24 protein-coding genes and 2 tRNA genes are annotated in these 23955 nt (G+C 62.3%); 14 read left to right on the plus strand and 12 right to left on the minus strand.

The genetic code is table 11. The features are described from left to right. Positions 1-90 precede the first annotated feature (90 nt). From LJF34_RS13405 to LJF34_RS13420, 4 genes are all read right to left on the minus strand, one after another. Positions 91-690, minus strand: a complete 600-nt coding sequence (locus tag LJF34_RS13405) for an asparagine synthase-related protein (RefSeq protein WP_231185518.1) — start codon at positions 688-690, stop codon at positions 91-93. Position 691: 1 nt separating this feature from the next. Beyond that, positions 692-1033: a DNA-binding protein gene (locus LJF34_RS13410; RefSeq protein ID WP_231185519.1), complete on the minus strand. Its 342-nt coding sequence runs from the start codon at positions 1031-1033 to the stop codon at positions 692-694. 139 nt (positions 1034-1172) lie between these two features. Beyond that, entirely contained in the window at positions 1173-1628 is a 456-nt protein-coding gene (locus tag LJF34_RS13415) for a 30S ribosomal protein S19e (protein ID WP_231185520.1), read from the minus strand. A 69-nt stretch (positions 1629-1697) separates the two neighbouring features. Beyond that, positions 1698-2747, minus strand: a complete 1050-nt coding sequence (locus tag LJF34_RS13420) for a lysylphosphatidylglycerol synthase transmembrane domain-containing protein (RefSeq protein WP_231185521.1) — start codon at positions 2745-2747, stop codon at positions 1698-1700. An 80-nt stretch (positions 2748-2827) separates the two neighbouring features. Here LJF34_RS13420 and thiL point away from each other — a divergent pair, with 80 nt between their 5' ends. Beyond that, the gene (gene thiL / locus LJF34_RS13425; protein ID WP_231185522.1) at positions 2828-3730 is read left to right on the plus strand and encodes a thiamine-phosphate kinase; all 903 of its coding nucleotides are present in this window, start codon (positions 2828-2830) and stop codon (positions 3728-3730) included. Between the two features lie 50 nt (positions 3731-3780). Here thiL and LJF34_RS13430 read toward each other — a convergent pair whose 3' ends face one another. The 4 genes from LJF34_RS13430 to LJF34_RS13445 all read right to left on the minus strand — a co-directional run bounded on the left by LJF34_RS13430 (position 3781) and on the right by LJF34_RS13445 (position 7592). Then, positions 3781-4902 (minus strand): site-2 protease family protein, encoded by a 1122-nt coding sequence (locus tag LJF34_RS13430; protein ID WP_231185523.1) that lies wholly within the window; start codon positions 4900-4902, stop codon positions 3781-3783. Between the two features lie 34 nt (positions 4903-4936). Further along, positions 4937-5890 carry an AEC family transporter gene (locus LJF34_RS13435; protein WP_231185524.1) on the minus strand — a complete coding sequence of 318 codons (954 nt, stop codon included), beginning with the start codon at positions 5888-5890 and terminating at the stop codon, positions 4937-4939. 385 nt (positions 5891-6275) lie between these two features. Next, complete coding sequence (locus LJF34_RS13440) at positions 6276-6527, minus strand: hypothetical protein (RefSeq protein ID WP_231185525.1); 252 nt, start codon at positions 6525-6527, stop codon at positions 6276-6278. Positions 6528-6770: 243 nt separating this feature from the next. Continuing rightward, positions 6771-7592, minus strand: coding sequence for a molybdopterin synthase (locus tag LJF34_RS13445; protein ID WP_231185526.1), 822 nt, complete (start codon positions 7590-7592; stop codon positions 6771-6773). A gap of 87 nt (positions 7593-7679) precedes the next feature. Here LJF34_RS13445 and pyrH point away from each other — a divergent pair, with 87 nt between their 5' ends. The 4 genes from pyrH to LJF34_RS13465 all read left to right on the plus strand — a co-directional run bounded on the left by pyrH (position 7680) and on the right by LJF34_RS13465 (position 12380). Beyond that, on the plus strand, positions 7680-8399 hold the full coding sequence (gene pyrH, locus LJF34_RS13450) for a UMP kinase (RefSeq protein ID WP_231185527.1): 720 nt from the start codon (positions 7680-7682) through the stop codon (positions 8397-8399). Continuing rightward, positions 8396-10051 carry a lysine--tRNA ligase gene (gene lysS / locus LJF34_RS13455; protein ID WP_231185528.1) on the plus strand — a complete coding sequence of 552 codons (1656 nt, stop codon included), beginning with the start codon at positions 8396-8398 and terminating at the stop codon, positions 10049-10051. The genes pyrH and lysS overlap by 4 nt, the downstream gene beginning before the upstream one ends. Before the next feature lie 145 nt (positions 10052-10196). Then, a complete protein-coding gene (locus tag LJF34_RS13460) occupies positions 10197-10499 on the plus strand; it encodes a hypothetical protein (RefSeq protein WP_231185529.1) in 303 nt (100 codons plus the stop codon). Positions 10500-10571: 72 nt separating this feature from the next. Further along, positions 10572-12380: a site-2 protease family protein gene (locus LJF34_RS13465; RefSeq protein WP_231185530.1), complete on the plus strand. Its 1809-nt coding sequence runs from the start codon at positions 10572-10574 to the stop codon at positions 12378-12380. A gap of 56 nt (positions 12381-12436) precedes the next feature. On the opposite strand, the gene LJF34_RS13470 is transcribed toward LJF34_RS13465, so the two are convergent. Next, positions 12437-12952 carry a PadR family transcriptional regulator gene (locus LJF34_RS13470; protein ID WP_231185531.1) on the minus strand — a complete coding sequence of 172 codons (516 nt, stop codon included), beginning with the start codon at positions 12950-12952 and terminating at the stop codon, positions 12437-12439. 125 nt (positions 12953-13077) lie between these two features. Here LJF34_RS13470 and LJF34_RS13475 point away from each other — a divergent pair, with 125 nt between their 5' ends. Then, on the plus strand, positions 13078-14616 hold the full coding sequence (locus LJF34_RS13475) for a heme-binding protein (protein WP_231185532.1): 1539 nt from the start codon (positions 13078-13080) through the stop codon (positions 14614-14616). A gap of 24 nt (positions 14617-14640) precedes the next feature. Here LJF34_RS13475 and LJF34_RS13480 read toward each other — a convergent pair whose 3' ends face one another. Beyond that, positions 14641-15495 carry a hypothetical protein gene (locus LJF34_RS13480; protein ID WP_231185533.1) on the minus strand — a complete coding sequence of 285 codons (855 nt, stop codon included), beginning with the start codon at positions 15493-15495 and terminating at the stop codon, positions 14641-14643. Between the two features lie 200 nt (positions 15496-15695). Between LJF34_RS13480 and LJF34_RS13485 the strand changes: the two genes are divergently transcribed. The 4 genes from LJF34_RS13485 to LJF34_RS13500 all read left to right on the plus strand — a co-directional run bounded on the left by LJF34_RS13485 (position 15696) and on the right by LJF34_RS13500 (position 18823). Next, a complete protein-coding gene (locus tag LJF34_RS13485; protein WP_231185534.1) occupies positions 15696-16595 on the plus strand; it encodes an acyltransferase in 900 nt (299 codons plus the stop codon). Between the two features lie 39 nt (positions 16596-16634). Then, a complete protein-coding gene (locus LJF34_RS13490; protein WP_231185535.1) occupies positions 16635-17714 on the plus strand; it encodes a PQQ-dependent sugar dehydrogenase in 1080 nt (359 codons plus the stop codon). Positions 17715-17801: 87 nt separating this feature from the next. Next, the gene (locus LJF34_RS13495) at positions 17802-18080 is read left to right on the plus strand and encodes a zinc ribbon domain-containing protein (RefSeq protein WP_231185536.1); all 279 of its coding nucleotides are present in this window, start codon (positions 17802-17804) and stop codon (positions 18078-18080) included. Between the two features lie 35 nt (positions 18081-18115). Next, on the plus strand, positions 18116-18823 hold the full coding sequence (locus LJF34_RS13500; RefSeq protein WP_231185537.1) for a hypothetical protein: 708 nt from the start codon (positions 18116-18118) through the stop codon (positions 18821-18823). Positions 18824-18970: 147 nt separating this feature from the next. Here the strand turns inward: LJF34_RS13500 and LJF34_RS13505 are convergent. Next, positions 18971-19041: transfer RNA gene (locus LJF34_RS13505), tRNA-Gly, on the minus strand. 208 nt (positions 19042-19249) lie between these two features. On the opposite strand from LJF34_RS13505, the gene LJF34_RS13510 reads away from it, so the two are divergent. Continuing rightward, entirely contained in the window at positions 19250-20044 is a 795-nt protein-coding gene (locus tag LJF34_RS13510; protein WP_231185538.1) for an NAD+ synthase, read from the plus strand. Positions 20045-20180: 136 nt separating this feature from the next. Here the strand turns inward: LJF34_RS13510 and LJF34_RS13515 are convergent, their stop codons facing one another. Then, positions 20181-20879 carry an enoyl-CoA hydratase/isomerase family protein gene (locus LJF34_RS13515; RefSeq protein WP_231185539.1) on the minus strand — a complete coding sequence of 233 codons (699 nt, stop codon included), beginning with the start codon at positions 20877-20879 and terminating at the stop codon, positions 20181-20183. A 59-nt stretch (positions 20880-20938) separates the two neighbouring features. Between LJF34_RS13515 and LJF34_RS13520 the strand changes: the two genes are divergently transcribed. From LJF34_RS13520 to LJF34_RS13530, 3 genes are all read left to right on the plus strand, one after another. Continuing rightward, positions 20939-21580, plus strand: coding sequence for a hypothetical protein (locus LJF34_RS13520; RefSeq protein WP_231185540.1), 642 nt, complete (start codon positions 20939-20941; stop codon positions 21578-21580). A 50-nt stretch (positions 21581-21630) separates the two neighbouring features. Beyond that, positions 21631-21702 (plus strand) — tRNA-Thr (locus LJF34_RS13525). Between the two features lie 416 nt (positions 21703-22118). Next, positions 22119-23753: a PQQ-binding-like beta-propeller repeat protein gene (locus tag LJF34_RS13530; protein WP_231185541.1), complete on the plus strand. Its 1635-nt coding sequence runs from the start codon at positions 22119-22121 to the stop codon at positions 23751-23753. Positions 23754-23955 lie beyond the last annotated feature (202 nt).

The raw sequence follows: 23955 nt of genomic DNA on the forward strand, positions 1-23955 counted from the left end.
CGTGTCCGCACGCGTCCGTTGAGAAACCGTCACGAAAAACAGGGCCGACGTTCGAGGACGGTATCGGTGGGATATGGTCGGATTCGGGAGTTACGGTCGCTCGGTGAATCCAGTAACGTAGGTCTGTTCGTGAGCAGGGAACACCTCGTCCACGGTTTGCGCGCCGTGCTCGCGGGCGAGAAGCGTTCGGAGTTCGGCCTCGTAGTCCGCCTTCCGAATCTCGTCGCTCGGCCCGGACTCCACATCGAGCGTCGCCGCGACGAGGCGGTCGACCGCCCCGCGACCGAACCCGGAAAGCGGAACGATGTAGTCGATGTCGTGTCGGTCTTCGAGGCTCTGGGCCTGTGCGCGCGAGACGCTCGGAACGCGGTCGTCGCGTCGAGTGCCGTCCGCGATGGCGTCGAAGCCCATCGACGCGACGGCTTCCAACGCGTGGAGGTGCACGTGCTGGATGCCGTTTCGTGGGTAGCCGTCCTCGACCATGCGTTCGACCGCCGTCGCCGCGGCGTCGCCGTCGAGTTCGACCGTCTCGAAGTCGAATCCCGTCGTCTCGGCGGTGTCGCGGGCGTTTTTCCAATCGTCCGTCACGCCGAAATGGGCGGTGACGAGGGTGACGTCGTAGAAGTCGTCGAGCAAGAGGGCGGCGAGCGTCGAATCCTTGCCGCCGCTGTAGAGGAGTCCGAGGTCCATCTCAGCGGCGCTTGATGTTGAAGCTCTTCTTGTCGGGTTTCAGTTCGCGGAGCAACTCCTTCATCTTCGCGTCGTCTATTTTACCGTTGATTCGGCCGCTCTGTGCGATGGCGAGTATCTGCTGTTCGACCTGGTCCGCGAACTGCGGTTTGCTCATTCGAACGGAGTTCAGTCGCTTTCGCGCGCCGTCGGTCAGGTACTGGCGAAGGAGCGCTTGTTTCTGCGCGTCCGCCTGTTGCTGGGCCTGCTGTTGGGCTTCCTCCTGCTGTTGTTGGTCCTGTAGCTCCTCCATCTTCTGTTTCCGAAGCTCTTCGAGTCGGTCGTCGTCGGGACTTCCACTCATACCTTATCGGTTGTTTACCGCGCACGACCAAAAACAATTACGGAGGCGGTCGTTCCGCGAGGAACACGGGTGATGTGTCTCGAACAGTCGAATACGGGAGACTATCGGGGAGAGAATAGCCGAAAAGACTGCGGTCGGTTTACGCGTAGCGTTCGAGTTCCGGACGGTCGAGGTCCGAGAGGACTTCGCCGGCCGTGTCGTCCAGGAAGCTGCGACCCTCGGCCGTGATTTCGCGGCCGCGGTGTTCGTTGGACTGGATGAGATCTTCCTCTTCGAGTTGCTGGAGGATGGCGCGGATGACCTTCTTGCTGCCGTCGGAACGATGGGCCGGTGCGACGGCGTAGCGGTTCGAACCGCTCTTGCTGCCACCGTACTCGGTCGAGAGGCGTTCGACACCGATCGGGCCGTTCATGGCGACCTTTCGGAGGAGGCTTCCCGCACGGACGTACCAGAAGTTCTCCTGTTCGGGCGGGAGTTCGCGCTGTGCGCCCGTCTTCGTGAATTCGGCCCAGTCAGGTCGGTCGAATCGATCCTCGAGTTTGTCGGCGAGCGCGTCGATAAGCGCATCCGCCGGAACGTCGTAGAGCGTCGTCATACGACAGATTTCCGTGCGGCGGCGTTTAAAGCCATCGTTACGGAGTTCGACGGGGGCGAGCGTTTCCCGTCAATCGCTGTTGATGCTGCCGGTTTTGGCGTTGTCAGCCTCCAACATCGCGGTCGTGGAGCCGCCGATGAGGACCGGGAGGAAGTACGTCGCACCGCGGTGGATGATGGCCGCCGCGCTGGCCGTCGGTACCGAAACGCCGGCCATCGGAACGAGCAGGAGGACCAGCGCGGCGTCCACGCCACCGAGACCGCCGGGAAGCGGCGCGATACTGGCCATGCTACCGATGGGAACGACGAACAACACCGCGGCGAACGGGACGGTGTAGCCGAGCGCGTAGAACGATAGCCACAGCGACACCGACGAGAGGAGCCATCCGAGCGCGGAGAAGAAGACCGAGAGCAACAGTCCGCGGCGGTCCCCGGCGATGCGTTCGATGGCATCGAAGAATCCGCGGAGTCGATGGATCACCGCTGGCTTCGTCGGCGGGGAGAGCCGCGGGATAAATCGGGCGAGAGCACCGGCTACGCGCACAACGTTGTTCGCGATAGCGAACTCGACCTTGGTCCTGTTTCGCCATCCGAAGACGGCGGCGGCGGGAACCACGACGGCGATCGCGACGATGGCGAGCGCTATCATCACCACCGTGTCGCCGAGCGTGAGCACCGTCGCGTAGTAGGCGACGCCGACGAGCGCGAACGAAATGGAGGGCACGAAGTTGATGGAGTCCACGCTCGCGATGGCCCCGAGGCTGGACTCGTAGTCGGCCTTCGTCGTCCGTGAGATGAGGAGGGCGGCGAACGGTTCGCCGCCCGCCTGTCCGAACGGGGTTACGTTGTTGGCGAACGTCGCACCCGAATAGAGGAAGAACGCTCGGATGACGGAGATTCGAATCCCGAGAACGCGGAGAACGGTACGGAGCGACATCGACCACGCGAAGAGCCATCCGAGGGCGACGACGGCGACGACGGCGACGACGCGACCGTCTGCCATCGACAGCGTCGCCGTCACCTCGTCGATACCGGCGAGCGAAAAGATGAGGACGAGAACGGCAAGCGCGGCTACGAAGCCGACGAGTATCGTCCGCACGTCGCCCAAGTCGAGACGCATCTACTTTCCAATATCGTGGGGGTGGCTTGAAGCCAGCGAAGACCGTTCGTCTTTTTCCCCACCGTGAGAGAAGCACGGGTATGGACGAACGGGCCGCGCTCCGTCTGTTGGCGGGAGAACTCGACCACGCGGGTGACGACGCGGCGGTCATCGACGGACACGTACTGACGACGGACATGCTACACGAGACGACCGACTTCCCCCGAGGAACGACCCGGTACACCGCCGGCTGGCGGTCGGTCGGTGCCTCCCTGTCGGACGTCGCCGCGATGGGAGCGGACGCCGTCGCGGGCGTCGCCGTCTACGCCGCGCCGACGTTCGAACCGGACGACCTCGAATCGTTCGTCGCGGGCGCGCGGGACGTGTGTGAGTCGGTCGGCGCGCGGTACGTCGGCGGCGATTTGGACACGTTCGAAGAGTTCACGGCTTCGACGACGGTTCTCGGAAAAACGGACGACCCGGTGCTGCGTTCGGGTGCGAACCCCGGTGACGTGCTCTGTGTGACCGGAACGCTCGGCCGAAGCGGGGCCGCGCTCCGCCTGTTCGAAACGGGCGAGACGGAACGGGCCAACGAACTGTTCCGGTTCGAACCGCGGGTCGGTGCGGGACTGGCGCTCGCGCCGTTTGCGACGGCGATGATGGATTCGAGCGACGGCCTCGCGCGGTCGGTCCACCAACTCGCGGAGGCGAGCGAGTGCGGGTTCGAACTCGACGGCGAGTCGATTCCCGTCGCGGAGAGCGTCGGTGAAGTCGCGGACGGTGCGGAGGAAGAGCGGGACCTGAGCCTCTTTTTCGGCGAGGACTTCGAACTCGTGTTCACCGTTCCGGAGGACGAGGTAGGGGACGCACGGGACGCATCACCCACGCCGATCTCCGTCGTCGGGGGCGTGACGGAGGAAGGTGACGATTCGGAGGCCACCGTCACCATCGACGGTGAACCGCTCCCCGACCGCGGCTACACGCACGGGAAAGACGGTCAGTAGTCGGTAAACGTGGATAACGGAGAGATAGATAGGCGGCGAACGATCGACGGTTACGGAATTATCTTGATCGGCGTCGGCGTGAAACAGAGGATGCCGAGGGCGAACGTGAGGAGTCCGAGGAGTTTCCGCCGCGTGTCGAGGGCGTTGTCGTCGATGGGCGTCGCCGGACCGACGTAGGCGAAGAACATCGAGAGGAATCCCCAGATGACCCACAACACGGTCGCGTTGCTCACGTCGAGGACGTAGAAGACGTACGCCGCGAGGCCGAACAGGACCGCGGGAACGAGCGCGGCGATGCTCTCCTGTCGTTCGCCGATCATCGCGCGGACGATGTGCCCGCCGTCGAGTTGGCCGACCGGGATGAGGTTGAGGAAGGTGACGAACATGCCGACCCACCCGCCGATGACGACGGGGTTGACCGATTTCGCCGGGTCGTCGTAGGTGAGCGGTTGGCCCATCACGGCGGCGATACCCTTCAGGAGGGGCGGGTAGCCGAACTGCACTTCCATGGTGTTCGCGCTGTGCAGTACCGAATCGGGAACCGTTACCGGGTCGAGCGTCAACCCGATTGCGGTAACGATGACGGTTGCGACCAGCCCAGCGAGCGGTCCGGAGACGCCGATATCGAAGAGCGCTTCGCGGTCCGGCATCTGGCCTTTCATCCGAATGACGGCACCCATCGTCCCGATGAGGGTCGGCATCGGGATGAAGTAGGGAAGCGTCGCGTCCACGCCGTGGTAGCGACTCATGATGTAGTGACCGAACTCGTGGGTTCCGAGTACCCCCAGTACGGCGAACGCGAACGGCCACGCCGCCGCGACTGCCCCGACCGGATTCGAAACGGGGTCGACGTGGTACCACAGCGCCCCAGCCCACAGCGTCGAGAGAACGGTGGCGAGGAACAGGAGGACGTTTTTCCACGGAACACCGTCCGGGCCGAGGCGAATCGGTTCGGCGACGAGAACGTACTCCCCCATTCGCGTCGAAAGCGAGACTTCATACCCCTGTTCCCTGAAGAGCGGCCAAATGGTCTGCATCAGTCGCTCTTGGGTGACGAGCGGTTCCCCGTAATAGACCAACTGCTCGCCATCAGTTCGAACGTCGTACACTCGAAACACCGAGCGCAACCGTTCTAGCGAGGGCCCTGCGTCGGGCGGCTCCGTTGAAGCCATTCGCTCGTACTACGGAACGAACGGCTATAAACCCTTAGACGACGGCACCGGACTGGAGTATGGCGATAAGAAGCGTCAGGACTGGAACGCTCACGAGCGTGCTCACGAAGATGGCGGTACTCACGTACTCCGGGGCGGACAATCCGACGCCCGAACTGCGGTCGTACTCGATACTGAGGATGAGCGGCGTCACGGCGGCGGGCATCGCGCATTCGAGGATGAAGACGCGTGCGACGGTGAGGTCTTCGAACCCGAGGAGGAAGACGACGCCGACAGCGAGAACGGGTGCCACGACGAGTTTCAGTGCGTTCGAGACGCCGACGCGGGTGACGGCCGCCCCGGAATCGGTGTTCGCCAACTGAATCCCGAGCATGAGCAACATGATGGGGATGGCGGCGTTTCCTGTCAGTTCCAACGTACTCATCATCGCGGAATCGGGGGATGGGACCATACCGAGGAATCGGACGAGTCCGGCGGCGAGAACGGCGTAGACGAGCGGCAATTTGAACACTTCCCGGACGGCGGCGAGGTTCGACGTTTCGTCGCCCCGCGAAGCGATGTAGACGCCCAGCGTGTAGGTCAACACCGACTGGGCAGCGATGTAGAGGATGGCGGTACTTCGCCCGACGTCGTCGAAGGCGAACTGCGAGAGCGGAATCCCGTAATTGCCCGCGTTGGGAAACGTACTCGACAGGACGAGCGCGCCGAGGACGGGTTCCGACTCGCCGAGGGCACGCCCGACGAGTTCGGCGACGGCGGCCATCCCGAGGGTGAAGGCGAGAACGCCGGCGGCGAGCGTGACCACGGTTTCCCCGCCGAGCGAGGAGGTGGTCAGACTGTGAAACACTAACGAAGGCGTCAGCACGTAAATCGTGACGGTTCCGAGCACACTGACTTCGATGTCACGGACGGTTCCGAGGAGAAAACCGACGGCGGCGACTGCGAGAACGGGCAGAACGGCGGACGTGAGAGCGGAGACGAGTGACACTGGTCGAACGAACCCATCGAAGGACTACAAAGGCGTCGAAGGAGGAAAATAGGGCGAGGGAGAGGGGTGGAGAGGGGGACTGTGGGGGATTGAGGTGAGGGGACGAGGGGAGTGGAAGGGGCTGTGAGGGGGACCAGTTCGGATGTGAACCGGGCGGCGCGGTCGTTTTCAGGGAAGACGTGGCAGGTTGTATTCGGGTGCTCCGAGGGGTTCGGAGGAGCGGAGGTCGGGTCGTGGTGGGGATGTGACCGTGGTGTGAACGGTGTGGCTGTGGTGCGGGGGTTGTGGGACGTGGTGGAGGTGTGGGAGCGGGGTGGGATTCAGGGCGTGGAGTTCGGGAAGCTGTCGGGGAGTTCGGTTGCACACGGGGACCCGTGAGCCGAAGTTACGCGGGAGCGATGCGCCACGTGGTCGCACTCGTGTACGACCACTTCTCGACTTCGAGTTCGGCACAGTCGGTCAGTTTGACCATCAGCGCGCCGATCTCCTTGGAGGAGAGACCGACTTCGTCGGCGATGAACTTGCTCTTGAAGTAGAGTTCGCCATCGCTCGCTTTCTCGCAGAGGTACTGCTTGAGGCGGGCTTCCTTGGATTCCGGTTCAGGGCTTTCGGCGGCGGCGTGGGTGGTAGCGCTCATATGCTGACTCCGGTTTCACCATGGAACGGGGATATGTTATAAAGGAAGGAAGCTTAGGGTAGTTTCGGGAATCTTCAGCTGAATTGAATGCAAATCGGCGTGAAAGCGGGTAAAAGGGATATTTTACGAACTACTTTGAGAGCCTCTAACCGTTTAAAATGCCTTTTGGTATTTTATTTCATCGAAAATTGGTTGCTAGCCGATATCGACAGAAAATGTCAGTTAAAATAACAAATGTGGGCGTTATCGCTCGTGAACCCAGAACTGTTCGTCGAGCGTCACCTCCTTCTTGAATATCGGCACTTCCGCCTTCAACCGGTCGATGCCGTCCTCGACGGTTCGAAACGCCTCCGCGCGGTGCCCGGCGAGGACGACGACGAAGACGATGTCCTCACCGTAGTCGATTCGACCCGTTCGATGGTGCATGAGGACGGTGAAAACGCCGTCGCGCGCTTCGAGGTCCGCTCGAATGGCGTTCATCTTCTCGTCGGCGACGCCCTCGTACATCTCGAAATCGAGGAATTCGGTCGGCGTGTCGTCGTCCGAATCCCTCGCCCTGACGCGGCCCGTGAACGTGGCGATCGCACCCGAGCGCTCCGCCGCCGGGTCGCGTTTCACCCGTGCGACGAGCGATTCGAGCGTTTCGTGGGGCTCGATCGTTCCGAGTTGGGTGACGACCTCCTCGACGTCGAGGGCGTCGGCACTGTCCACTCGGACGAGGGGCGTCCCGGCGTGGTCCGAATCGCCGACCACGACGCACGGCAGGTCGGCGGAGGGAAATCCGGAGACGACGGCGTATTCGTGCGTCGGCGCGAGCCTATCGAGAACGTCGTTCAGGGGAACGTCGGCCAAGGAGTCGTTCTTTCCGCGTGCGCACCACCCGTCGGGACCGAGTTCGAACGCGGTTTCGGCGGTCGAACCGCTCGGCACCTCGGAGCCACCGGGGCCGCGGGAGTCGTGCGATTCACGTCGGACGGTCCCCACCGTTCCCCGCTCGTCGAACCGGTCGGCGAGTCGGTCGGCAACGGCGTCCGCCCCGTCGCCGACGACACCAACTACCTTCATGAACGTACAGGCGGGAGCGAGTCGCTTTTAGCCTTCGGTCGGAAGTTGAGAACGCTTAAGGCCGCGTCCGGGTTAGACGGCGATAGCATGAAGGTGGTCGTTTCTATCGGCGGTAGCGTGCTCGCGCCGGACTTAGAGTCTCAACGGGTGCGTGGACACGCCGAAGTTATCGAATCGCTCGCAACGGAGGGGTGTACCATCGGCGCGGTCGTCGGCGGCGGCGGCGTCGCGCGGGAGTACATCGGAACCGCGCGAAACCTCGGCGCGAACGAGATTGAACTGGACGATATCGGTATCGACGTGACGCGACTCAACGCGCGATTGCTCATCGCCGCCCTCGGTGAGCAGGCTGCCCCGAGTCCGGCGGAAACGTACGAGAAGGCGGGAACCGCGATGCACCGCGGCGACATCGCCGTCATGGGCGGCGTGATGCCCGGACAGACGACGGACGCCGTGAGCGCCGCGCTGGCGGAGTACACGAACGCGGACCTCCTCGTGTACGCCACGAGCGTGAACGGCGTGTACAGCGACGACCCGAACGAAGTCGCGGACGCGACCAAGTACGACGAACTCTCGGCGAGCGAACTCGTGGACGTCATCGCCGACCTCGAAATGACCGCGGGCAGTTCCGCGCCGGTGGATCTGCTGGCCGCGAAACTCATCGGGCGTTCGGGCGTCAGAACCATCGTTCTCGACGGGACGGAACCGGAGCGAATCGCCGATGCGGTCCTCAACGGGGAACACAGCGGAACGGACATCATCCCCGAGGGGGCGGCCGACGAGATGACCTACTGGGTACAAAAATGAGCGCCGGGACGGCACCGACCGACGAACGCGAGGACGGGAACGAGGGGACCCATCACGTCTTCTGGGCCGACGAGGTGGCCGACCGAATCGAGGCGCGAAACCCCGACGACCCCATCGTCATCAAAGGCGGAATATCGCCGTCCGGCGTTCCCCACCTCGGCAACGTTAACGAAATCATGCGCGGTTACTTCGTCGCCGAGGTGCTTCGCGACAGGGGTCACGACGTTCGACAGGTGTTCACCGCCGACGACCGGGACCCGCTCCGAAAGCTTCCCCGAAAACTCGCGGATTTGGACGGCAACATCGTCGAGTTGGGCGACGTGAACGCCGGAGCGCTCGGGCGCAATCTCGGAAAACCCTACACCGACATCCCGGACCCGTTCGACTGCTGTGACTCCTACGGCGAACACTTCTCGAACCTCATCCAGCAGAGCGCGGACCTGTTGGGCGTCCCCATCGACGTGGTGTCGAACACCGAGATGTACAAATCCGGCGAACTGGAGGACGTGACCCGCGATCTCCTCGAAAATTCGGAGAAAGCACGCGAGGTCCTCGCGGAGTATCAGGACAAGGTGGACGGGGAGTACATCCCCTTCAACCCCATCTGCGAGGAGTGCGGCAAGGTGACGGAGACGGTGACGGAGTTCGACGTTGACGCGGGCACCGTCGAGTACGTCTGCACCGACCTGAAGGCGGGCGACAACGTCATCGACGGCTGTGGACACGAAGGCACGGCGACGCTGCGCGACGGGAAACTCCCGTGGCGCTTCGAGTGGCCCGCCCAGTGGAAGACGCTCGGCGTGGACTTCGAACCGTTCGGCAAGGACCACGCGGAAGGGTCGTGGCCTAGCGGCGAGGACATCGCCCGGAACGTGATGGACTTCGAACCCCCGGTTCCGATGACCTACGAGTGGTTCACGCTCAACGGCAGACCGTTTTCCTCCTCGGAAGGGAACATCGTCCTCGTCGCCGAGGTGTTGGAACTCCTCGAACCCGAGGTGCTGCGCTACTTCTTTACCAAGGATCCGAGCAAGGCACGCGACTTCGACATCGACCGCCTCGACCTGCTCGTGGACGAGTTCGACCGCTTCGAACGGATTTACTTCGGCGAGGAGGACGCCGACGAGCGCGAACGGGCGCTCGCCGAGCGGGTGTATCCGATGGTCGTGGCCGAACCGCGGGAGGAGCGGATACGGATTCCATACACGTTCGCCGCGATTCTCGGAATGACGGACGACCCCGAACTCCGCGAGGAAATCGCCCGACGGGAAGGACACATCCCCGACGACGCACCCGAATGGGCCGTCGAAGCCGCCCTCGCGCGTGTCGAGCGCGCGGAGGCGTGGGCGAAGCGCACGAGCAACGAGTACGACTACGACCTGAAGCGAACCGAACTGCCGGACGTGGAACTCGACGGCGAGACGGATGCAGCGCTGACGGAACTCGCCGATTTCATCGAGGCGGGCCACGACGGCGAGGAGATTCAGGGCGAAATCTACGAGACGGCAAAGCGCCACGACATCGACATCGGCGACTTCTTCGGCGTCGGCTATCAGCTCTTTTTCGACGAGGAACAGGGACCGAAACTCGGTCCGTTCCTCTCGAACCTGGACGAGGAGTTCGTTCTGCGGCGTCTGCGACGCGAGGGCTGACCGCCAATAGAACTAAGTTACTTGGCAGGTAGTTCCTTATTACGTCCATCTAGCAAGGACATAACAAAGTACCTCCCAGTAGTACGGAAGGACGTACAGTCGGATTGGCGATCGATTACGTCAACGACTAAGCCGAAATAATATCATGGCCCTGATAGAACTCAATCTCGAGAAGCCAGCGTTGAAGCGAACCGAACTCGTCAAGGAATCCGAAGTCGAGACGGCGGAGGAACCCGAGGCGGAAACCGAAGCGGCGGACGCGGACGTCGAAGAAACGGAAGCCGAGGAGACGAAGGGACGCGGCAAAGCCCGCACCTTCGCCCGCCGTGCTGCAGTCCTCGGCGGCACCGCCGCCGGTCTCGCCGCGGCCCGAAAGCTCCAGCAGAAACGGAGCGGCAAGGGCGAAGAAGAGCAGGAATTCGAAGAAGACTGGCAGACCGCGGAATAGCGGACCGCGTTTCGCAGTTTTTTCACGTTCGTTCCCAAACGCCTTTGAGCGACGGCCCCCTTCGTTTCACCAATGGATACGCTCCTCTGGGTCCTCCTCGGACTCGCCGCCTACTGGTTCATCCTGCTCGGACTACGGGCGAACGGTATGTTACCCTCCTATATCGGCATGCAGGGACCGGTGTTGACTCTGCACACGCGACGAGGAAAGAAGCTCATCGACCGCCTCGCACGGCCGAAACGGTTCTGGCGGGCGTGGGGGAACTTCGGACTCGGAATCGCGCTCGTCGTGATGGTCGGGACCTTCCTGCTCCTCGTCGTGCAGGCCATCATCGTCGTGCAGAATCCGCCAGCGCCGACGGCGGTCACGCAACCCCGAAACGTACTGGTCATACCGGGCGTCAACGAGTTCCTGCCGTTGTCCGTCGCCCCGGAAATCATGCTCGGCCTCCTCATCGGACTCGTGGTCCACGAAGGGGGTCACGGCATCTTCTGTCGCGTCGAGGACATCGAAATCCAGTCGATGGGACTGGCGCTCCTCGCGTTCCTCCCGGTCGGCGCGTTCGTCGAACCGGACGAGGAGAGCAGAAGGGACGCAGACAGGGGAAGTCAAAGCCGCATGTTCGCGGCGGGCGTGACGAACAACTTCGCGATAACGATCATCGCCTTCCTGCTCCTGTTCGGGCCGGTGATGGCCTCGATTTCCGTCGCGTCCGGCGCGGCGGTCGGCGGGGTGTTTCCGGGGTCCGCGGCGGATAACGCGGGCGTCCAGCGCGGCGACCGAATCGTTGCCGCGAACGGAACCGCCGTGAAGAGCAACGGCGACCTCCACGACAAACTCGCCGACATTCAAGGTCGGTCGGTGTCGGTGACGGTGAACCGCGACGGCGAGGAGCGCGAGACGACGATTCGGCGGTCGCTCCTCATCACAGGCGTCGCACGGGATTCGCCGTTTGCGGCAGGTGTCGAGAAACGGGAGAACATCACGACGGTCAACGGAAAGTCGGTGTACACGGAACGGGCGCTAACCCAACAACTGGCGAAGAAAAACGTCTCCACCCTGACCGTGAACGGGACGAAGGTGAGCGGCCCCGTCGGCGCGCTCTCCACCGTGCAGAAGGACGGCCCCATCGAGAAGCAGACGGACTTGAAGACCGGTGACGCCGTCGTCATCACGTCGATAGATGGCGAGCGCATCCTGAACAGCAGCGAGTTGAGCGCGACGCTCGGCGACTACGAAGCGGGACGGACGGTCACCGTCGAAGCCTACGTCAACCAGAGCGGAACGTACGTGCGCCACAGTTACGACGTGACGCTCGAAGACAACGGCAACGGAAAGGCCATCGTCGGCATCCTCGTCGCGCCGGGCGTGTCCGGGATTTCCGTGAGCAGTTTCGGAACCCAACTCTACCCGGCCGATACGTTCCACGACCTCGTTTCGGGGAGCTTCGTCTCCGTGTTCGGCGGCAACGGCGGCAACGGACCGTTGACCACGTTCCTTCTCGGTATCGCGGGGACGCTGTTGCTCCCGTTCGCAAGCCTCTCGATGCCCGTGGGGTACAACTTCGCGGGCTTCGTCGGATGGAACAGCAACTTCTACGTCGTGCAGGGACCGCTGTCGCCCCTCGGCGGCGGTGCCTTTCTGCTGGCGAACGTGCTGTTCTGGACGGGATGGATAAACCTGAACCTCGGCTTCTTCAACTGCATCCCCGCGTTCCCGCTCGACGGCGGGCACATCCTGCGCATGGGATCCGAGGCCATCGTCTCCCGTCTCCCGACGAGTCAAGGGCGGCAGGTCACAACCATGATAACGACGACTATCGGACTGGTCATGCTCGCCAGTCTCCTGCTCATGGTGTTCGGACCGCGGTTGTTGGCCTGAACGGTCGGCGGGAGGAAAGTCGGTGCGTCGGTTTCGATGTCGAGTTCGTCAGCGGGTCAGTCTTCCAGACCCATCCGTTCGTAGAACTCCTCCGGCGTGTCGGGGATACGCTCGAAATCCCCGAAATCGCGCTCGTGATGGCGGATTATCTGCTCGAGAATCCACGCACTGAAGGTCTCGTCGAACTGCCATTCCCCCTCGGGGCTTTCGACCTCGAACCGGTCGTCGGTCGCAAAGGAGACGTAGACGTGGTAGAAGCCGAGGATGACGTCCGCGAACTCGCGGGCCTTCGTTCCGCTTTCCGTGCGTTTCTCTTCGAGTTCCTCCCGCCCCTCCTCGGTCAGCTTGAAGTATTTTCGGTCCGATTCGTCCTCACGCTCGATTCGTTCGGTCCATCCCTTGTCTTCGAACTTGTAGAGGATGGGGTACACCGACCCATAGGACGGTTCCCAGTGGCCGCCGCTTATCTCGCGTATCTCTTTCAGTATCTCGTACCCGTACCGTGGTTTTTCGTCCAGAAGTTCGAGCACGAGGTACGATATCAGGCCTTTCGGTGGGCCACTTTTCCGCATCGGGTTTGGGTTTCAGTCGAGATTGTGAAAGGCTTTCGGTCGGGGCGACGCATACCGGAGGAGAACGAAGCGAGATCCGAACGGAACTCAAAAGTTCCTTGTTCGGTCGCTCCTAACGCTTACGTATGCCGAAAAAAGCACCACCGACCCGCGAGGGGTGGTATGCGCTTCACGACTTCCGAACCGTCGACTGGGACGCGTGGCGAGACGCCCCGGAGCGGACCCGGGAGGCCGCGCTGGCGGATGGCGTCGAGTTCTTGAGCGCACACGAGGACGTGAGCGATGCGGAGGACGGCTCCTCGGCCGTGTTCAGCGTCATGGGCCACGAAGCGGACCTGCTGATACTCCACTTCCGTCCGACCGTCACGGCCCTCGACACAGCGGAACGCGCCTTCGAAGGGACCGAGTTCGCGGACTTCACGGAGCGGACCGACTCCTACACCTCCGTCACCGAAGTCGGGAGCTACACCTCCGACGAGATGGTGAAGGACCCGGAGGACATCGAGGACACCGGCATGGCCCGCTACGTGGCGAGCAAACTCTACCCCGATATCCCGGACGCGGAGTTCGTCTGTTTCTACCCGATGAGCAAACTCCGCCTCCCCGACGCGAACTGGTACGACACGCCGTACGACGAGCGCGCGGAAATGATGGCGAGCCACGGCGAGATCGGGAAGACCTACGCCGGAAAGGTGACCCAAATCATCACCGGCAGCATCGGCATGGAGGACTACGAGTGGGGCGTCGACCTGTTCAGCAACGACCCGACGCACATCAAGGACATCCTCTACGAGATGCGCTTCGACGAGGCGAGTTCCCGCTTCGCGGAGTTCGGTTCGTTCTCCTTCGGGCGGCGGTTCCCGTCGGAGGACCTCCCGGCGTTCATGGCCGGCGAGGAGATTCCGACGCCGGAGGACGCACATCCGCATGGCGACGGCCACGCACACGGAAGCGGGCACGAACACGGTGACGGACATCACGGAAGCGGGCACGAACACGGCGAAAGCAGCGGCCACGGAGAGGACAAATCGGATAGCCCGCACGGGACGGACGAGGAGGGAGCGGAGGGTATCCGCGGGGAACTCCAAGACCTCGACATCTACGCCGGACAGCCACACGGCGAGGACGTGTACTCCATCGTGCTGTACTCCGAGGCCGACGCGGACGAACTGTTCGAGGAGGTCGATGGCCTCCGGAAGAACTTCGACCACTACGACACCCACGTCAAGACGGCGGTGTACGAGGGCGACGAGCGCGCCGCCGTCGTGAGCATCTGGGACACCCAGAGCGCGGCCGAAACGGCGGGCGGATTCCTCGCCGACCTTCCCGGAATCGTCGCTCGCGCTGGTGAACGTGGCGGTGGCCACGCAGGCGAGGAGAGCGGCTTCGGGACGATGGGGATGTTCTACGCCGTCAAACCCGAACACCGCGACGACTTCGTCGAGAAATTCGGAACGGTCGGCGAAGTCCTCGCGGATATGGAAGGACACTTCGACACCGAACTGCTCTCCAACTACGAGGACGAAAACGACATGTTCATCGCCAGCCAGTGGCGCTCGAAGGACGACGCGATGGCCTTCTTCCGAAGCGACGACTTCAGGAACACGGTTAGCTGGGGCCGAGACGTGCTGGCCGACCGACCGCGACACGTCTTCTTGGCGTAGGCGGACGCAGTGTGATTTCGGATTTCAGTTTTGCTCCGAGTCGGATTCGATACGTATCGTTCGTGACCGCGACCCGTCTCGCCAGTCGAGGTGGTACGTCATCGTCAACTCGTCCTCTGCGACGTAGTCGTCAGTTTCGTACGAGTGGGACCACGTCGTCGATTCGCCCGCTTCGATTTCGAACGAGACGGCAGTGACGGGGGTGTACGCAACGTTCGGGCCGGAACGGTTGAGCGCCCCGACGAACGTTCCGGCGACCTCTCCGGTGTTCTCGACGGTGAGCGTCAGGGTGACGTCGTCGCTCTCTGTGACGGGTTTCGGTGCCGACGCTTCGACCGAGAAGTCCGTCGGCGGTCGTCGTAGCGTTCGGAGCGCCGTTTTTCCAATCCAATACGTGTCGTCTTTCCAGCGGAGCGAGACACCGGTCGCGTCGAGCGGTTTCGGAACCGAGAAGGAGAGATGGTTGTCGGGTACGACCGAGTAGCCGTCTCCTTGCACCCACCGGTCGCGGACGGACGGTTGCACGTAACTCGTCCCGTCCGCTTCCAGCGTGAACTCGTCTCGGTCGGGAAGCGACCCGTCACTCTCGACCGTTACGATGACGAACTGTTCGTCACGTTCGCCGTACGTTCCGGTCGAATCCGGAGAGTTCATGACGAGCAACGCCGGGGTGGTTTCGACGTTCGTCACCGTTGCGTCCGTCGCGGCGGTAGTGGTTCCGTCGGAGGTAGTCGTCGTAGCTTTCGAATCGGTCATGGTGGTTCCGGTGGTGGTCGCAGGGTCGGTTTGGCGGTTCGAGTCGGTCGTACACCCGGCGAGGAGGGTCAACACTCCACCGCCGAGTCGAAGGGCGTCGCGTCGAGAGGGGTTCGAGGGCATTACTGACTGAAATTTTATGATTGTGGCATAAGCTTTCGGTACACGTCGTGCCGAGCGTGGGCCACAAAGAACTCGGTACCGTTCTCCCAATCCCGAACGAAGGCGAAAATCGAAGACCGGGCACTCGCCGCCGCAACCAAAACCCCCTTCCCCTCGGAAGAGTTACTAAGCGATAAGAAAGTAGAGAGTGAAATAAGCCTATGACAAAGCGACACGTCACACTCCCCGAGTCCGCGGAAGCGGGCGTACGCGGGTTTATCGACGAAGTGGACGAACGACTCGCAAGTGACGAGGACACGTGCAGGGTGGTAAAGGAGGTGCTCATCGACCTGCACGGCGACCGGGACGCCTACGAATCGTGGCAGAACGGGGAACCGGTGTCGAACGCGGAACGCGTTCGCCTCCAGAGCTACGACCCCTGTAACTCGACGCTGGAAAGCGAATACTACGCCGAGAAGGACGAGGAAAAGTTCCGAACGTCCAAACACCTTCAGTGGCTCTGGCGGCAGTTCGACGCGACGCCGATGGCCGACAACGTCGAATTCGCCCTCCGCTTCCGCGAGATGCTCGCGAACCACCTCTTCGAGGAGGCGGGCGAGAACCTTCGCATCTTCAAGGGCGTCTCGATGACCTACGGCCACAACATCTCCGTCGGCGACAACACGGTCATCCACGACGACGTTCACCTCGACGACCGGGGCAAGTTGACCATCGGCAACCGCTGTTCCATCAGCGATAACGTGCACATCTACAGCCACGACCACGATATCACCGATCAGACGGACGTGACAAACTTCCACACGATAATCGAGGACGACGCCCGCGTGACCTACGACGCGATGGTGCGTGCAGGAATGAAAATCGGCAAAGACGCCGTCGTCGGCGCGCGCTCCGTCGTTCAGAGCGACATTCCGGCACATCACATCGCCGTCGGAACGCCCGCGAAGAGCATCAAAATCAAGCCCGGATGGGAGGACGAGGCCGCCCCGTTGGACGATATTCCACCGACCGAAAAGGAGTCACGGCGTATCGATTACGAACTGCCCAAGGACTTCGAACAGTTCGACGAGTTCCAGCGCACTCTCGGTTCGTCGGAGTAACCCGTATCGCTTTTCTCCTATCAATCCGTCATGTGGAGTATGCGACGACGCACGTACCTCCAATCGTTGGCACTCGGTATCGCGGGACTTGCCGGGTGTATGAGATCTCCCGGACGCTCTACGGGCGCGACGACGGTGGACGGGGAGCGAGGAGTGCGTATCAAAACGGTGGCCATGAACCTCGAAGTCCCGTGGGGCGCGGACTTCTCCCCCGACGGCGACCTCTATTTTACCGAGCGACCGGGTCGGATCCGACGGATTCGGGACAACGACCACGAGATCATCGCCGACATGACCAACCGAATCGAGGACGCCGGTGAAGGCGGGTTGCTCGGCCTCGCGTTCCACCCGAAAAACGAGAATCTGGCGTACACGTATCAGACGTACGAGAAGGGCGGAAGCTTGCGGAACCGGGTCGTCCGCCATCGCGTCAGCGACGGATTCGAACGCGAGATGGTCGTTCTCGACGGGATCCCGGCATCGTCAATTCACGACGGCGGGAGACTGCTGATTCACGACGACTCGTTGTTCGTCACAACCGGGGACGCATCGGACAGCGAACAGGCACAGGACACGGATTCGTTGGCCGGGAAGGTTCTCAGGGTGACGCTGGACGGGCAACCGCACCCCGACAACCCCTTCGGCAACGAGGTGTTCACCTACGGACACCGAAATCCCCAAGGGCTTGCGTTCCGCGATGGAACCCTGTTCAGCACGGAACACGGACCGGACGTGAACGACGAAATCAATGTCCTCGAAGTGGGGAACAACTACGGATGGCCCGACGTGACCGGGAAGAGTGAGGAGTACACGGACCCGATCGCGACGTACACCCCGACCATCGCACCCGGCGGAGCGACGTTCTACGACGGCCCGATTTCACAGTGGAAGGGCGACTTCCTATTCGGGTCGCTCGTCGGCACGCACCTCCATCGAGTGCGGATCGACGGACGAAAGGTGGTCGAACAAGAGCGCTTGCTGAACGGCGAGTACGGACGTCTCCGAACCACCTTCACCGGACCGAAGGGGGACCTGTACGTGATGACGAGCAACCGGGACGGCCGGGCCGAGAATCCCGCGCCGCAGGACGATCGCATCCTCAAACTCCAACCTGCATAATCCGCAAATCCGTTCAATTCAAAAACACTTCTGAATCCTGTCGTGCGAAGCTACCAAGTAGCATGGTGGCGTATGTCATAATATCCCATGAACGTCTGGGGGTGGATAATCCTGTACGTCGTCCTGTTCGTAGGCCTACAGCTCCTTATCTACCGATATCTACGGAGTGAGGACGATTCGCCGCTGTTCGCGTCTACGCCGTCCGGACCCGACGGAGGGATTCCCGACGATATTCGGCGGGAGAGCATCCTCGAAGAGTTCAGCGACGAGAACGGCGACAGGCATGTCTGTCCGCACTGCGGCACGGAGAACGGGACCGAGTACACGTTCTGCCGCGAGTGTATCGGCCCGCTCGGCGTGTGGTAGCCACGTTTTTCCCGCCCGCCAACCGACCGTGAGACATGCCTCGCGCCGTCGCCATCAACGTCGCCGCCAACACGAACCAACCCGGCGTTCGCGGCCCGATCTTCCCGGACGGGCGGTTCGAGTACCTCCCGATTCCCGAGTCCGAACCGACCGAACGGGAGGTTCCGACCTACGCCGACCTCGAAACGACCGTCGAACTCCCGGACGGAGCGGACGAACTGCCCGTCCACCTCGACCCGGAGTTCGCGGAGTACCCCTGCTGTGAACGCTACACCTACGGCGACCCCTTCGGCGTCAAAGCCCGACCGCTGCTGTCGCTGAGCGCGGGCGATTACGTCCTCTTCTACGCGACGCTCTCGACAGATGGGGAACCGAATCGCGAGTGGATTTCGCCGGAGTGGGGGACGTACATCATCGGCCAGTTCCGACTCGCACGCGACCCCATTTCCGGCGAGGAGTTCGCGGGACTCCCGGCGGAAACGCGGGCGGTGTTCGAGAACAACGCCCACCTGAAGCGCGAGGAGTTCGACGCGAAGGTGTTGGTGGAGGGAAGAACGGACGAGTCGGGACTGTACGAAACCGCGATTCCGCTGAGCAGTCCCGAGGCGGGGGCGACGGCGAACAGAGTGGTTACGGAGTTGTCGAGCGACTCCGGAAAAGGACCGTGGTGGCGGCGGCCGATGAAGTTCGATGAAGACGGAGTGGCAGAGATTTTGGAGATGGGGGACGCTGGTCAGTTTTGATGAGCGCATCCGCTCGTCACCTTCGTTCCTCGCAGGATGCACCGACCGGGAGTTGAACCGAGCGAGACGACCTCGCTTCGCTCGGCTGCGACTCGCTTGCGCAACGCCCGCGAGCGCATCCGCTCGTCACCTTCGTTCCTCGCAGGATGCACCGACCGGGAGTTGAACCCGGGCTATAAGCTTGGGAAGCTTATGTCCTGCCACTAGACCACCGGTGCATACTCTCGCTTCGCGTCGAGTATGCACCGTGATTCGCAAATCCATCGGATTTGCTCACCACCGGTGCTTTGAACTCGATAACGAAAGCGAGCAGTTGCGTCACTCACCGTTTCATTCCGCGCTCACTTCAACGTAGCGTTTCGGACGTTCGTCCAGAAATACGATGACGAGGGGAGGTTTTAGTCACCCGCGTTCCTACGACCATACATGATAGACCTCGAACTGTCCGACGAGGAACTCGACGCACATCGCGACCACATCGTGTCGTTCATCCGTGAGACGGTGGCAGACGCGGGAACTGACTCGGCGGTGCTCGGCCTGTCGGGCGGTATCGACAGCACGCTGACGGCCTACCTCGCGGCGGAAGCGCTGGGAACGGAGAACCTCCACGGACTCGTCATGCCCGGCGCGGTGAGCAGGGAGGACAACATGAGCGACGCCGAATGGGTCGCCACGGAACTCGGCATCGCCTACGACGTGTTCGAAATCAACCCCATCGTGGACACGTTCCTCGACGCCTACTCGGAGGCCGAGGGTGACCAAATGGCGGTCGGCAACGCCCGCGCCCGAACCCGCGCGGTGATGAACTACCTCGTCGCCAACGCCGAAGGGTCGGTCGTCCTCGGAACCGGCAACCGGACCGAGGCGCTGGTCGGGTACTTCACGAAGTACGGCGACGGCGCGGTGGACTGTCACCCCATCGGCAACCTCTACAAACAGCAGGTGCGCCAACTCGCAAAGCACGTCGGCGTGACCGACGAACTCGCCGAAAAGGAAGCGACGGCGGGGCTGTGGGCGGGGCAGACCGACGAGGAGGAGTTGGGCATCGACTACGACACGCTCGATGCGATTCTGGCGCTGCACGTGGATGGTCCGCTGTCGATTTCGGCGACGGCGCGACAGGTCGAAGGTGCGACGGAGGCAGACGTGCGACGAATCGGCGAGATGTACGAGCGAAGCGAACACAAACGCGCCGCCCCGCCAGCGCCGGAGTCGTTGTAGGTTCCCACGTTCCGCTTTTCCGCTTTTCCGCTTTCCCGCTTTTCCGCTTTTCTATCCTTTCCGGCCTTTCATCCTTCTGCCTTTCCAGCCGTTCCATCCTTTCCCGCCTTTCGATCACACCTGGCGGGTTTCTCGGCTACTCGCGGCGGGCGGCGATGTCGTCGGCGTTCGCCGCGACGAGTTTTCCGAACACGTTCGCTTCGCGGGCAAGTTGGTCGGACCGCGGCGAGCGGTCACGGATTCGACCTTTGACGGCACGAAGTGCGTCGGGGTCGTTCGCCGCGAGCTCGTCGGCTACTGCACGCGGTCGGTCGGTGACGCGGGAGACCAATCCCATCCGGTGGGCTTCGGCGGCGTCGATGACGCGCCCCGAAAGCGCGAGGTCGAGCGCGTCGCCCATCCCGACGATTTCCGGAAGGCGGGCCGTCCCGCCCCACGCGCCGAAGATGCCGAGGCTGACGCCCGGTTCGGAGAACGTCGCCTCCGGGGTGGCGACCCGCAGGTCACACGCCAGCGCGAGTTCGACGCCGCCGCCGCGCGCCGGGCCGTCGATTCCGGCGACGACGACGCTTTCTGCGCCTTCGATATCGTCCGCTACCCGCTGGCCGTGGGTGGCGAGCGCGTTCGCCGACTCCTCGTCCGACCCGGCCACCACGTCGAGGTCCGCACCGGCACAGAACGCCGTACCCGCGCCATGGAGATAGACGACGGGTTGTTCGGCCTCCCGAACCGCCTCGGAGAGGGCTTCCAGTCCGTCGAGGGTGAGCGCGTTTCTGCGTTCCGGACGGTCGAAGGTCACGATTCTAGCTTTCGGGTCGTCAGCGATGCGAATCATGGAAACGCGTTGGAGACGCTTTCCAAAGGTCTTTGGCGATTCCGTCGTAAGTTCCGATAATGGAAGAGGCCGCCCGGGCGCGCGGAGCTGCGCGCGAGGCTATCGGAGATATCACGCCAGCGCACCTCCGCGACCACATCGACGGACTGCTGAAGTCATCGACGGTCGTTCCGGGGGTGTTGACGGTATTGAGCGCACAAGCGGTCGAGAGCGGAGCCAGCGCCACGGAAGTCGAGACTCGCGCCGCGGGAGTACAACTCATCTACGAAGGGTTGGGTCTCACCCGAACACTCTCACGCGACGAACCGTGGAACGGCGATCCGCCGCACACCGAGAGCAACGTCGCCATCCTGGCGGCGGACGTGATGGTATCGCGCGGATTTTCGTTGTTGGCTCGAACGGAAGCGGCCGATACGGCCGTTCGGACCGTCAAATCGTTCGGTCGGGACCAGACCGAGCGCCGAACCGACAACGCACTCGAAACCGACGTGTTCGAACTCGCGATCGTCGCGGGGACGACGGCCACCGGCAGCGACGTTCCCACCGGTATCCGACGATACGCCGAACGCCTCGCCGTCACGGTCGCCGACCGCGACTCGACGGAGATGCTCTTCGACGAGGCGGTAGATATGCTGACAAAACTGTCGGGGAGACAGCCGAATTGGGGGGACGAAACCCCGTCGTCAGCCACCGATCCCTGACGCGAATCGAAACGCCTAAACCCGGTTCGGCGTGTAGAAATTATTGCCGCGCCTGGGTAGCTTAGCGGTAAAGCGCGTCCTTGGTAAGGACGAGAGCCCGGGTTCAAATCCCGGCCTAGGCTTTCTTCGATTTTCGCACTCCCTATACCGATATTTGTCAAATCCGACTAACGGCCCCGGATTTCGGGGGAGACCGACGGCGACGGAGTACTGGCGAGTGTTACTATCGTCCACCGTTCCCGCTCCATTTTCGAGTATCGGTGCCGAACCCTGTCTGACATTTGAGGAGAAGGCGGAACTCCTGTCGAGTTAGAAGAAAGATAGGCTCGTGTGCACGCCCGAATCAGCCGAAACAAGAACGGTCGAAACCTCCGGGAAGGCGGCACGATGCGTGACCTCGTTTTGACGAACGGACTCCGGTGGCCCAGTTTGTTTCGAAAGCCGATCCAGAGATGTTGGTTTATCTGATATATAGACTATCGACCTTCTACTTTACTGTAATAATAGGAAAGTTGAATACTCCAACAGTTGTGGATGCATGCCCGCAGACAACAGACGGACGTTCCTGAAGACGGTCGGAGTCACCGCTGGCGCCCTCAGCCTGACCGGAACAGGTGTGGTTCTCGCACAGCAAGACGAAGAGAGCGACGACACCGACAGTGCCGACAGTGACGACAGTAGTAACGACACGCAAATAAAAACGACCGCGTGGTCCACGCACCGCGGCGGCGCCGGGCGCACTGGTTCGACCACCGAAGACGGCCCCGGCCCGGACGTGACCACGGACTGGTCCACGGCGCTGAACGGCAGCATGTGGACGAACGAACCCGTGATCGTTGACGGCGTCCTCTACCTCGCGGTTGCGACGACGAGCGACGAGTCGGAGACGACCGGCTACATCGTCGCGTACGACCTCGAAACCGGCGAGGAGAAGTGGCGACGGGACGACATTCCGGAACCGAAAACGCCGACGGTCGGTGACGGGATGGTCTTCTTTGCGACGGTAACGCGCGACTATCCATCGAACGACGACGGCGGACTGTTCGGACTGGATGCCGAAACGGGGGAAACGGTTTGGCACGACGTCGGCCCATACGAGTGGACGAACCCGGTACTGGTCGATGGGAGGTTGTTCGTCGTCCAACCGCCACAGCAGTACGTCTTGGAACTCGACCCCGAAACGGGCGAGAGAAAGCACACCGAGATCGATCAAAAAATCGCAACCGAACCGAGTTACGAGGACGGGACGCTCTTTTTCCGCCAAGGCGTCGCAATGGATTCCGACGACTGGTCGAAGACGTGGGAGATATCCGACGAGAATTTCGATTTCAGACTCGACGCGGTCAACAATGGGTACGTGTACGGTATCAGGGACGGCCAATACGGCATCGCGGTGCAAGCGCGGTCGGCCGAAGACGCGTCGGTGGAGTGGGCGATGCGCCCCGGCGTGAACGACGACGACTACGGACGACTGGCCGTCACCGACGACTACGTGTTCTTCTCCAGTTCGAATGACGACGACCCCGACCAAATAGACGCATTCGACGCGAAAACCGGCGAGTTGGTGTGGTCGAACGAATACGAGATGGAGATTACCAGCGACCTAACCGTCTCGAACGGCACGCTGTACGTCAGCGGGCGGACGGGAACGGAGTCGAAAACCGGCGACGCAGTCGTGCTCGCACTCGACGCGGCGACGAACGACGAACGGTGGCGCTACACGTTCGGGAGTACGGACTCCGAGGACGTCGGCCCTGCCGCCAGCACGTCCGTCGTCGCGGACGGGAAACTCTACACGTCCACGTTCCCGGCGGGAACGGACACCGACGCCAGATACGTCAAGGACTCCACCTTCTACGCTCTCGGAGCGGACGACGGTTCTGACGACGATTCCGACGATAAATCGCCGGAGGCCTGCATCGAAGCCACGCCGTCACTCGACTCCCGTGACCTCGAAGCGGGTGACACCGTCCACCTCGAAACCTGTTCCACCTGCTACACGGACGAGGGGCCAACGCACGAGTGGGACACCGACGGCGACGGCGACTACGACGAAACCGGCCATTCCGTCGATGTGGCGGTTCCGCGGTGTGGCAGTCTGAAAGTGACGCTTCGCGTCACCGACGCCGACGGGGATTCCGACACCGAGCGTGTCGAAATCTCTGCGAGCTGATTCCGCTTCCCTCCGCCCTTTTTCGGGTGCGCCGTTTTTATTCGATTAATGGAAAGTTAATGGGCAAAAGTACCGGGTTGCTGTCTCTGTTGGATTTTTCGAAACAGACGATTTAGAAACGTGCATCCAACACCGTGTTCAGTTAGCTATTTATTCAATATTACTTAACAGATAGCCTTGGTTTCATCTTTAGTTCCTCCCA

This window comes from Haladaptatus sp. DYF46, assembly GCF_021083305.1.
Classification (GTDB): Archaea; Halobacteriota; Halobacteria; order Halobacteriales; family Haladaptataceae; genus Haladaptatus.

Bases quoted from the DNA above. Each gene is read 5' to 3' on its own strand.
- LJF34_RS13405 (WP_231185518.1), bottom strand. From the start codon at position 690: ATGGACCTCGGACTCCTCTACAGCGGCGGCAAGGATTCGACGCTCGCC.
- LJF34_RS13410 (WP_231185519.1), bottom strand. From the start codon at position 1,033: ATGAGTGGAAGTCCCGACGACGACCGACTCGAAGAGCTTCGGAAACAG.
- LJF34_RS13415 (WP_231185520.1), bottom strand. From the start codon at position 1,628: ATGACGACGCTCTACGACGTTCCGGCGGATGCGCTTATCGACGCGCTC.
- LJF34_RS13420 (WP_231185521.1), bottom strand. From the start codon at position 2,747: ATGCGTCTCGACTTGGGCGACGTGCGGACGATACTCGTCGGCTTCGTA.
- thiL (WP_231185522.1), top strand. From the start codon at position 2,828: ATGGACGAACGGGCCGCGCTCCGTCTGTTGGCGGGAGAACTCGACCAC.
- LJF34_RS13430 (WP_231185523.1), bottom strand. From the start codon at position 4,902: ATGGCTTCAACGGAGCCGCCCGACGCAGGGCCCTCGCTAGAACGGTTG.
- LJF34_RS13440 (WP_231185525.1), bottom strand. From the start codon at position 6,527: ATGAGCGCTACCACCCACGCCGCCGCCGAAAGCCCTGAACCGGAATCC.
- LJF34_RS13445 (WP_231185526.1), bottom strand. From the start codon at position 7,592: ATGAAGGTAGTTGGTGTCGTCGGCGACGGGGCGGACGCCGTTGCCGAC.
- pyrH (WP_231185527.1), top strand. From the start codon at position 7,680: ATGAAGGTGGTCGTTTCTATCGGCGGTAGCGTGCTCGCGCCGGACTTA.
- lysS (WP_231185528.1), top strand. From the start codon at position 8,396: ATGAGCGCCGGGACGGCACCGACCGACGAACGCGAGGACGGGAACGAG.
- LJF34_RS13460 (WP_231185529.1), top strand. From the start codon at position 10,197: ATGGCCCTGATAGAACTCAATCTCGAGAAGCCAGCGTTGAAGCGAACC.
- LJF34_RS13465 (WP_231185530.1), top strand. From the start codon at position 10,572: ATGGATACGCTCCTCTGGGTCCTCCTCGGACTCGCCGCCTACTGGTTC.
- LJF34_RS13470 (WP_231185531.1), bottom strand. From the start codon at position 12,952: ATGCGGAAAAGTGGCCCACCGAAAGGCCTGATATCGTACCTCGTGCTC.
- LJF34_RS13475 (WP_231185532.1), top strand. From the start codon at position 13,078: ATGCCGAAAAAAGCACCACCGACCCGCGAGGGGTGGTATGCGCTTCAC.
- LJF34_RS13480 (WP_231185533.1), bottom strand. From the start codon at position 15,495: ATGCCCTCGAACCCCTCTCGACGCGACGCCCTTCGACTCGGCGGTGGA.
- LJF34_RS13485 (WP_231185534.1), top strand. From the start codon at position 15,696: ATGACAAAGCGACACGTCACACTCCCCGAGTCCGCGGAAGCGGGCGTA.
- LJF34_RS13490 (WP_231185535.1), top strand. From the start codon at position 16,635: ATGCGACGACGCACGTACCTCCAATCGTTGGCACTCGGTATCGCGGGA.
- LJF34_RS13495 (WP_231185536.1), top strand. From the start codon at position 17,802: ATGAACGTCTGGGGGTGGATAATCCTGTACGTCGTCCTGTTCGTAGGC.
- LJF34_RS13500 (WP_231185537.1), top strand. From the start codon at position 18,116: ATGCCTCGCGCCGTCGCCATCAACGTCGCCGCCAACACGAACCAACCC.
- LJF34_RS13510 (WP_231185538.1), top strand. From the start codon at position 19,250: ATGATAGACCTCGAACTGTCCGACGAGGAACTCGACGCACATCGCGAC.
- LJF34_RS13515 (WP_231185539.1), bottom strand. From the start codon at position 20,879: ATGATTCGCATCGCTGACGACCCGAAAGCTAGAATCGTGACCTTCGAC.
- LJF34_RS13520 (WP_231185540.1), top strand. From the start codon at position 20,939: ATGGAAGAGGCCGCCCGGGCGCGCGGAGCTGCGCGCGAGGCTATCGGA.
- LJF34_RS13530 (WP_231185541.1), top strand. From the start codon at position 22,119: ATGCCCGCAGACAACAGACGGACGTTCCTGAAGACGGTCGGAGTCACC.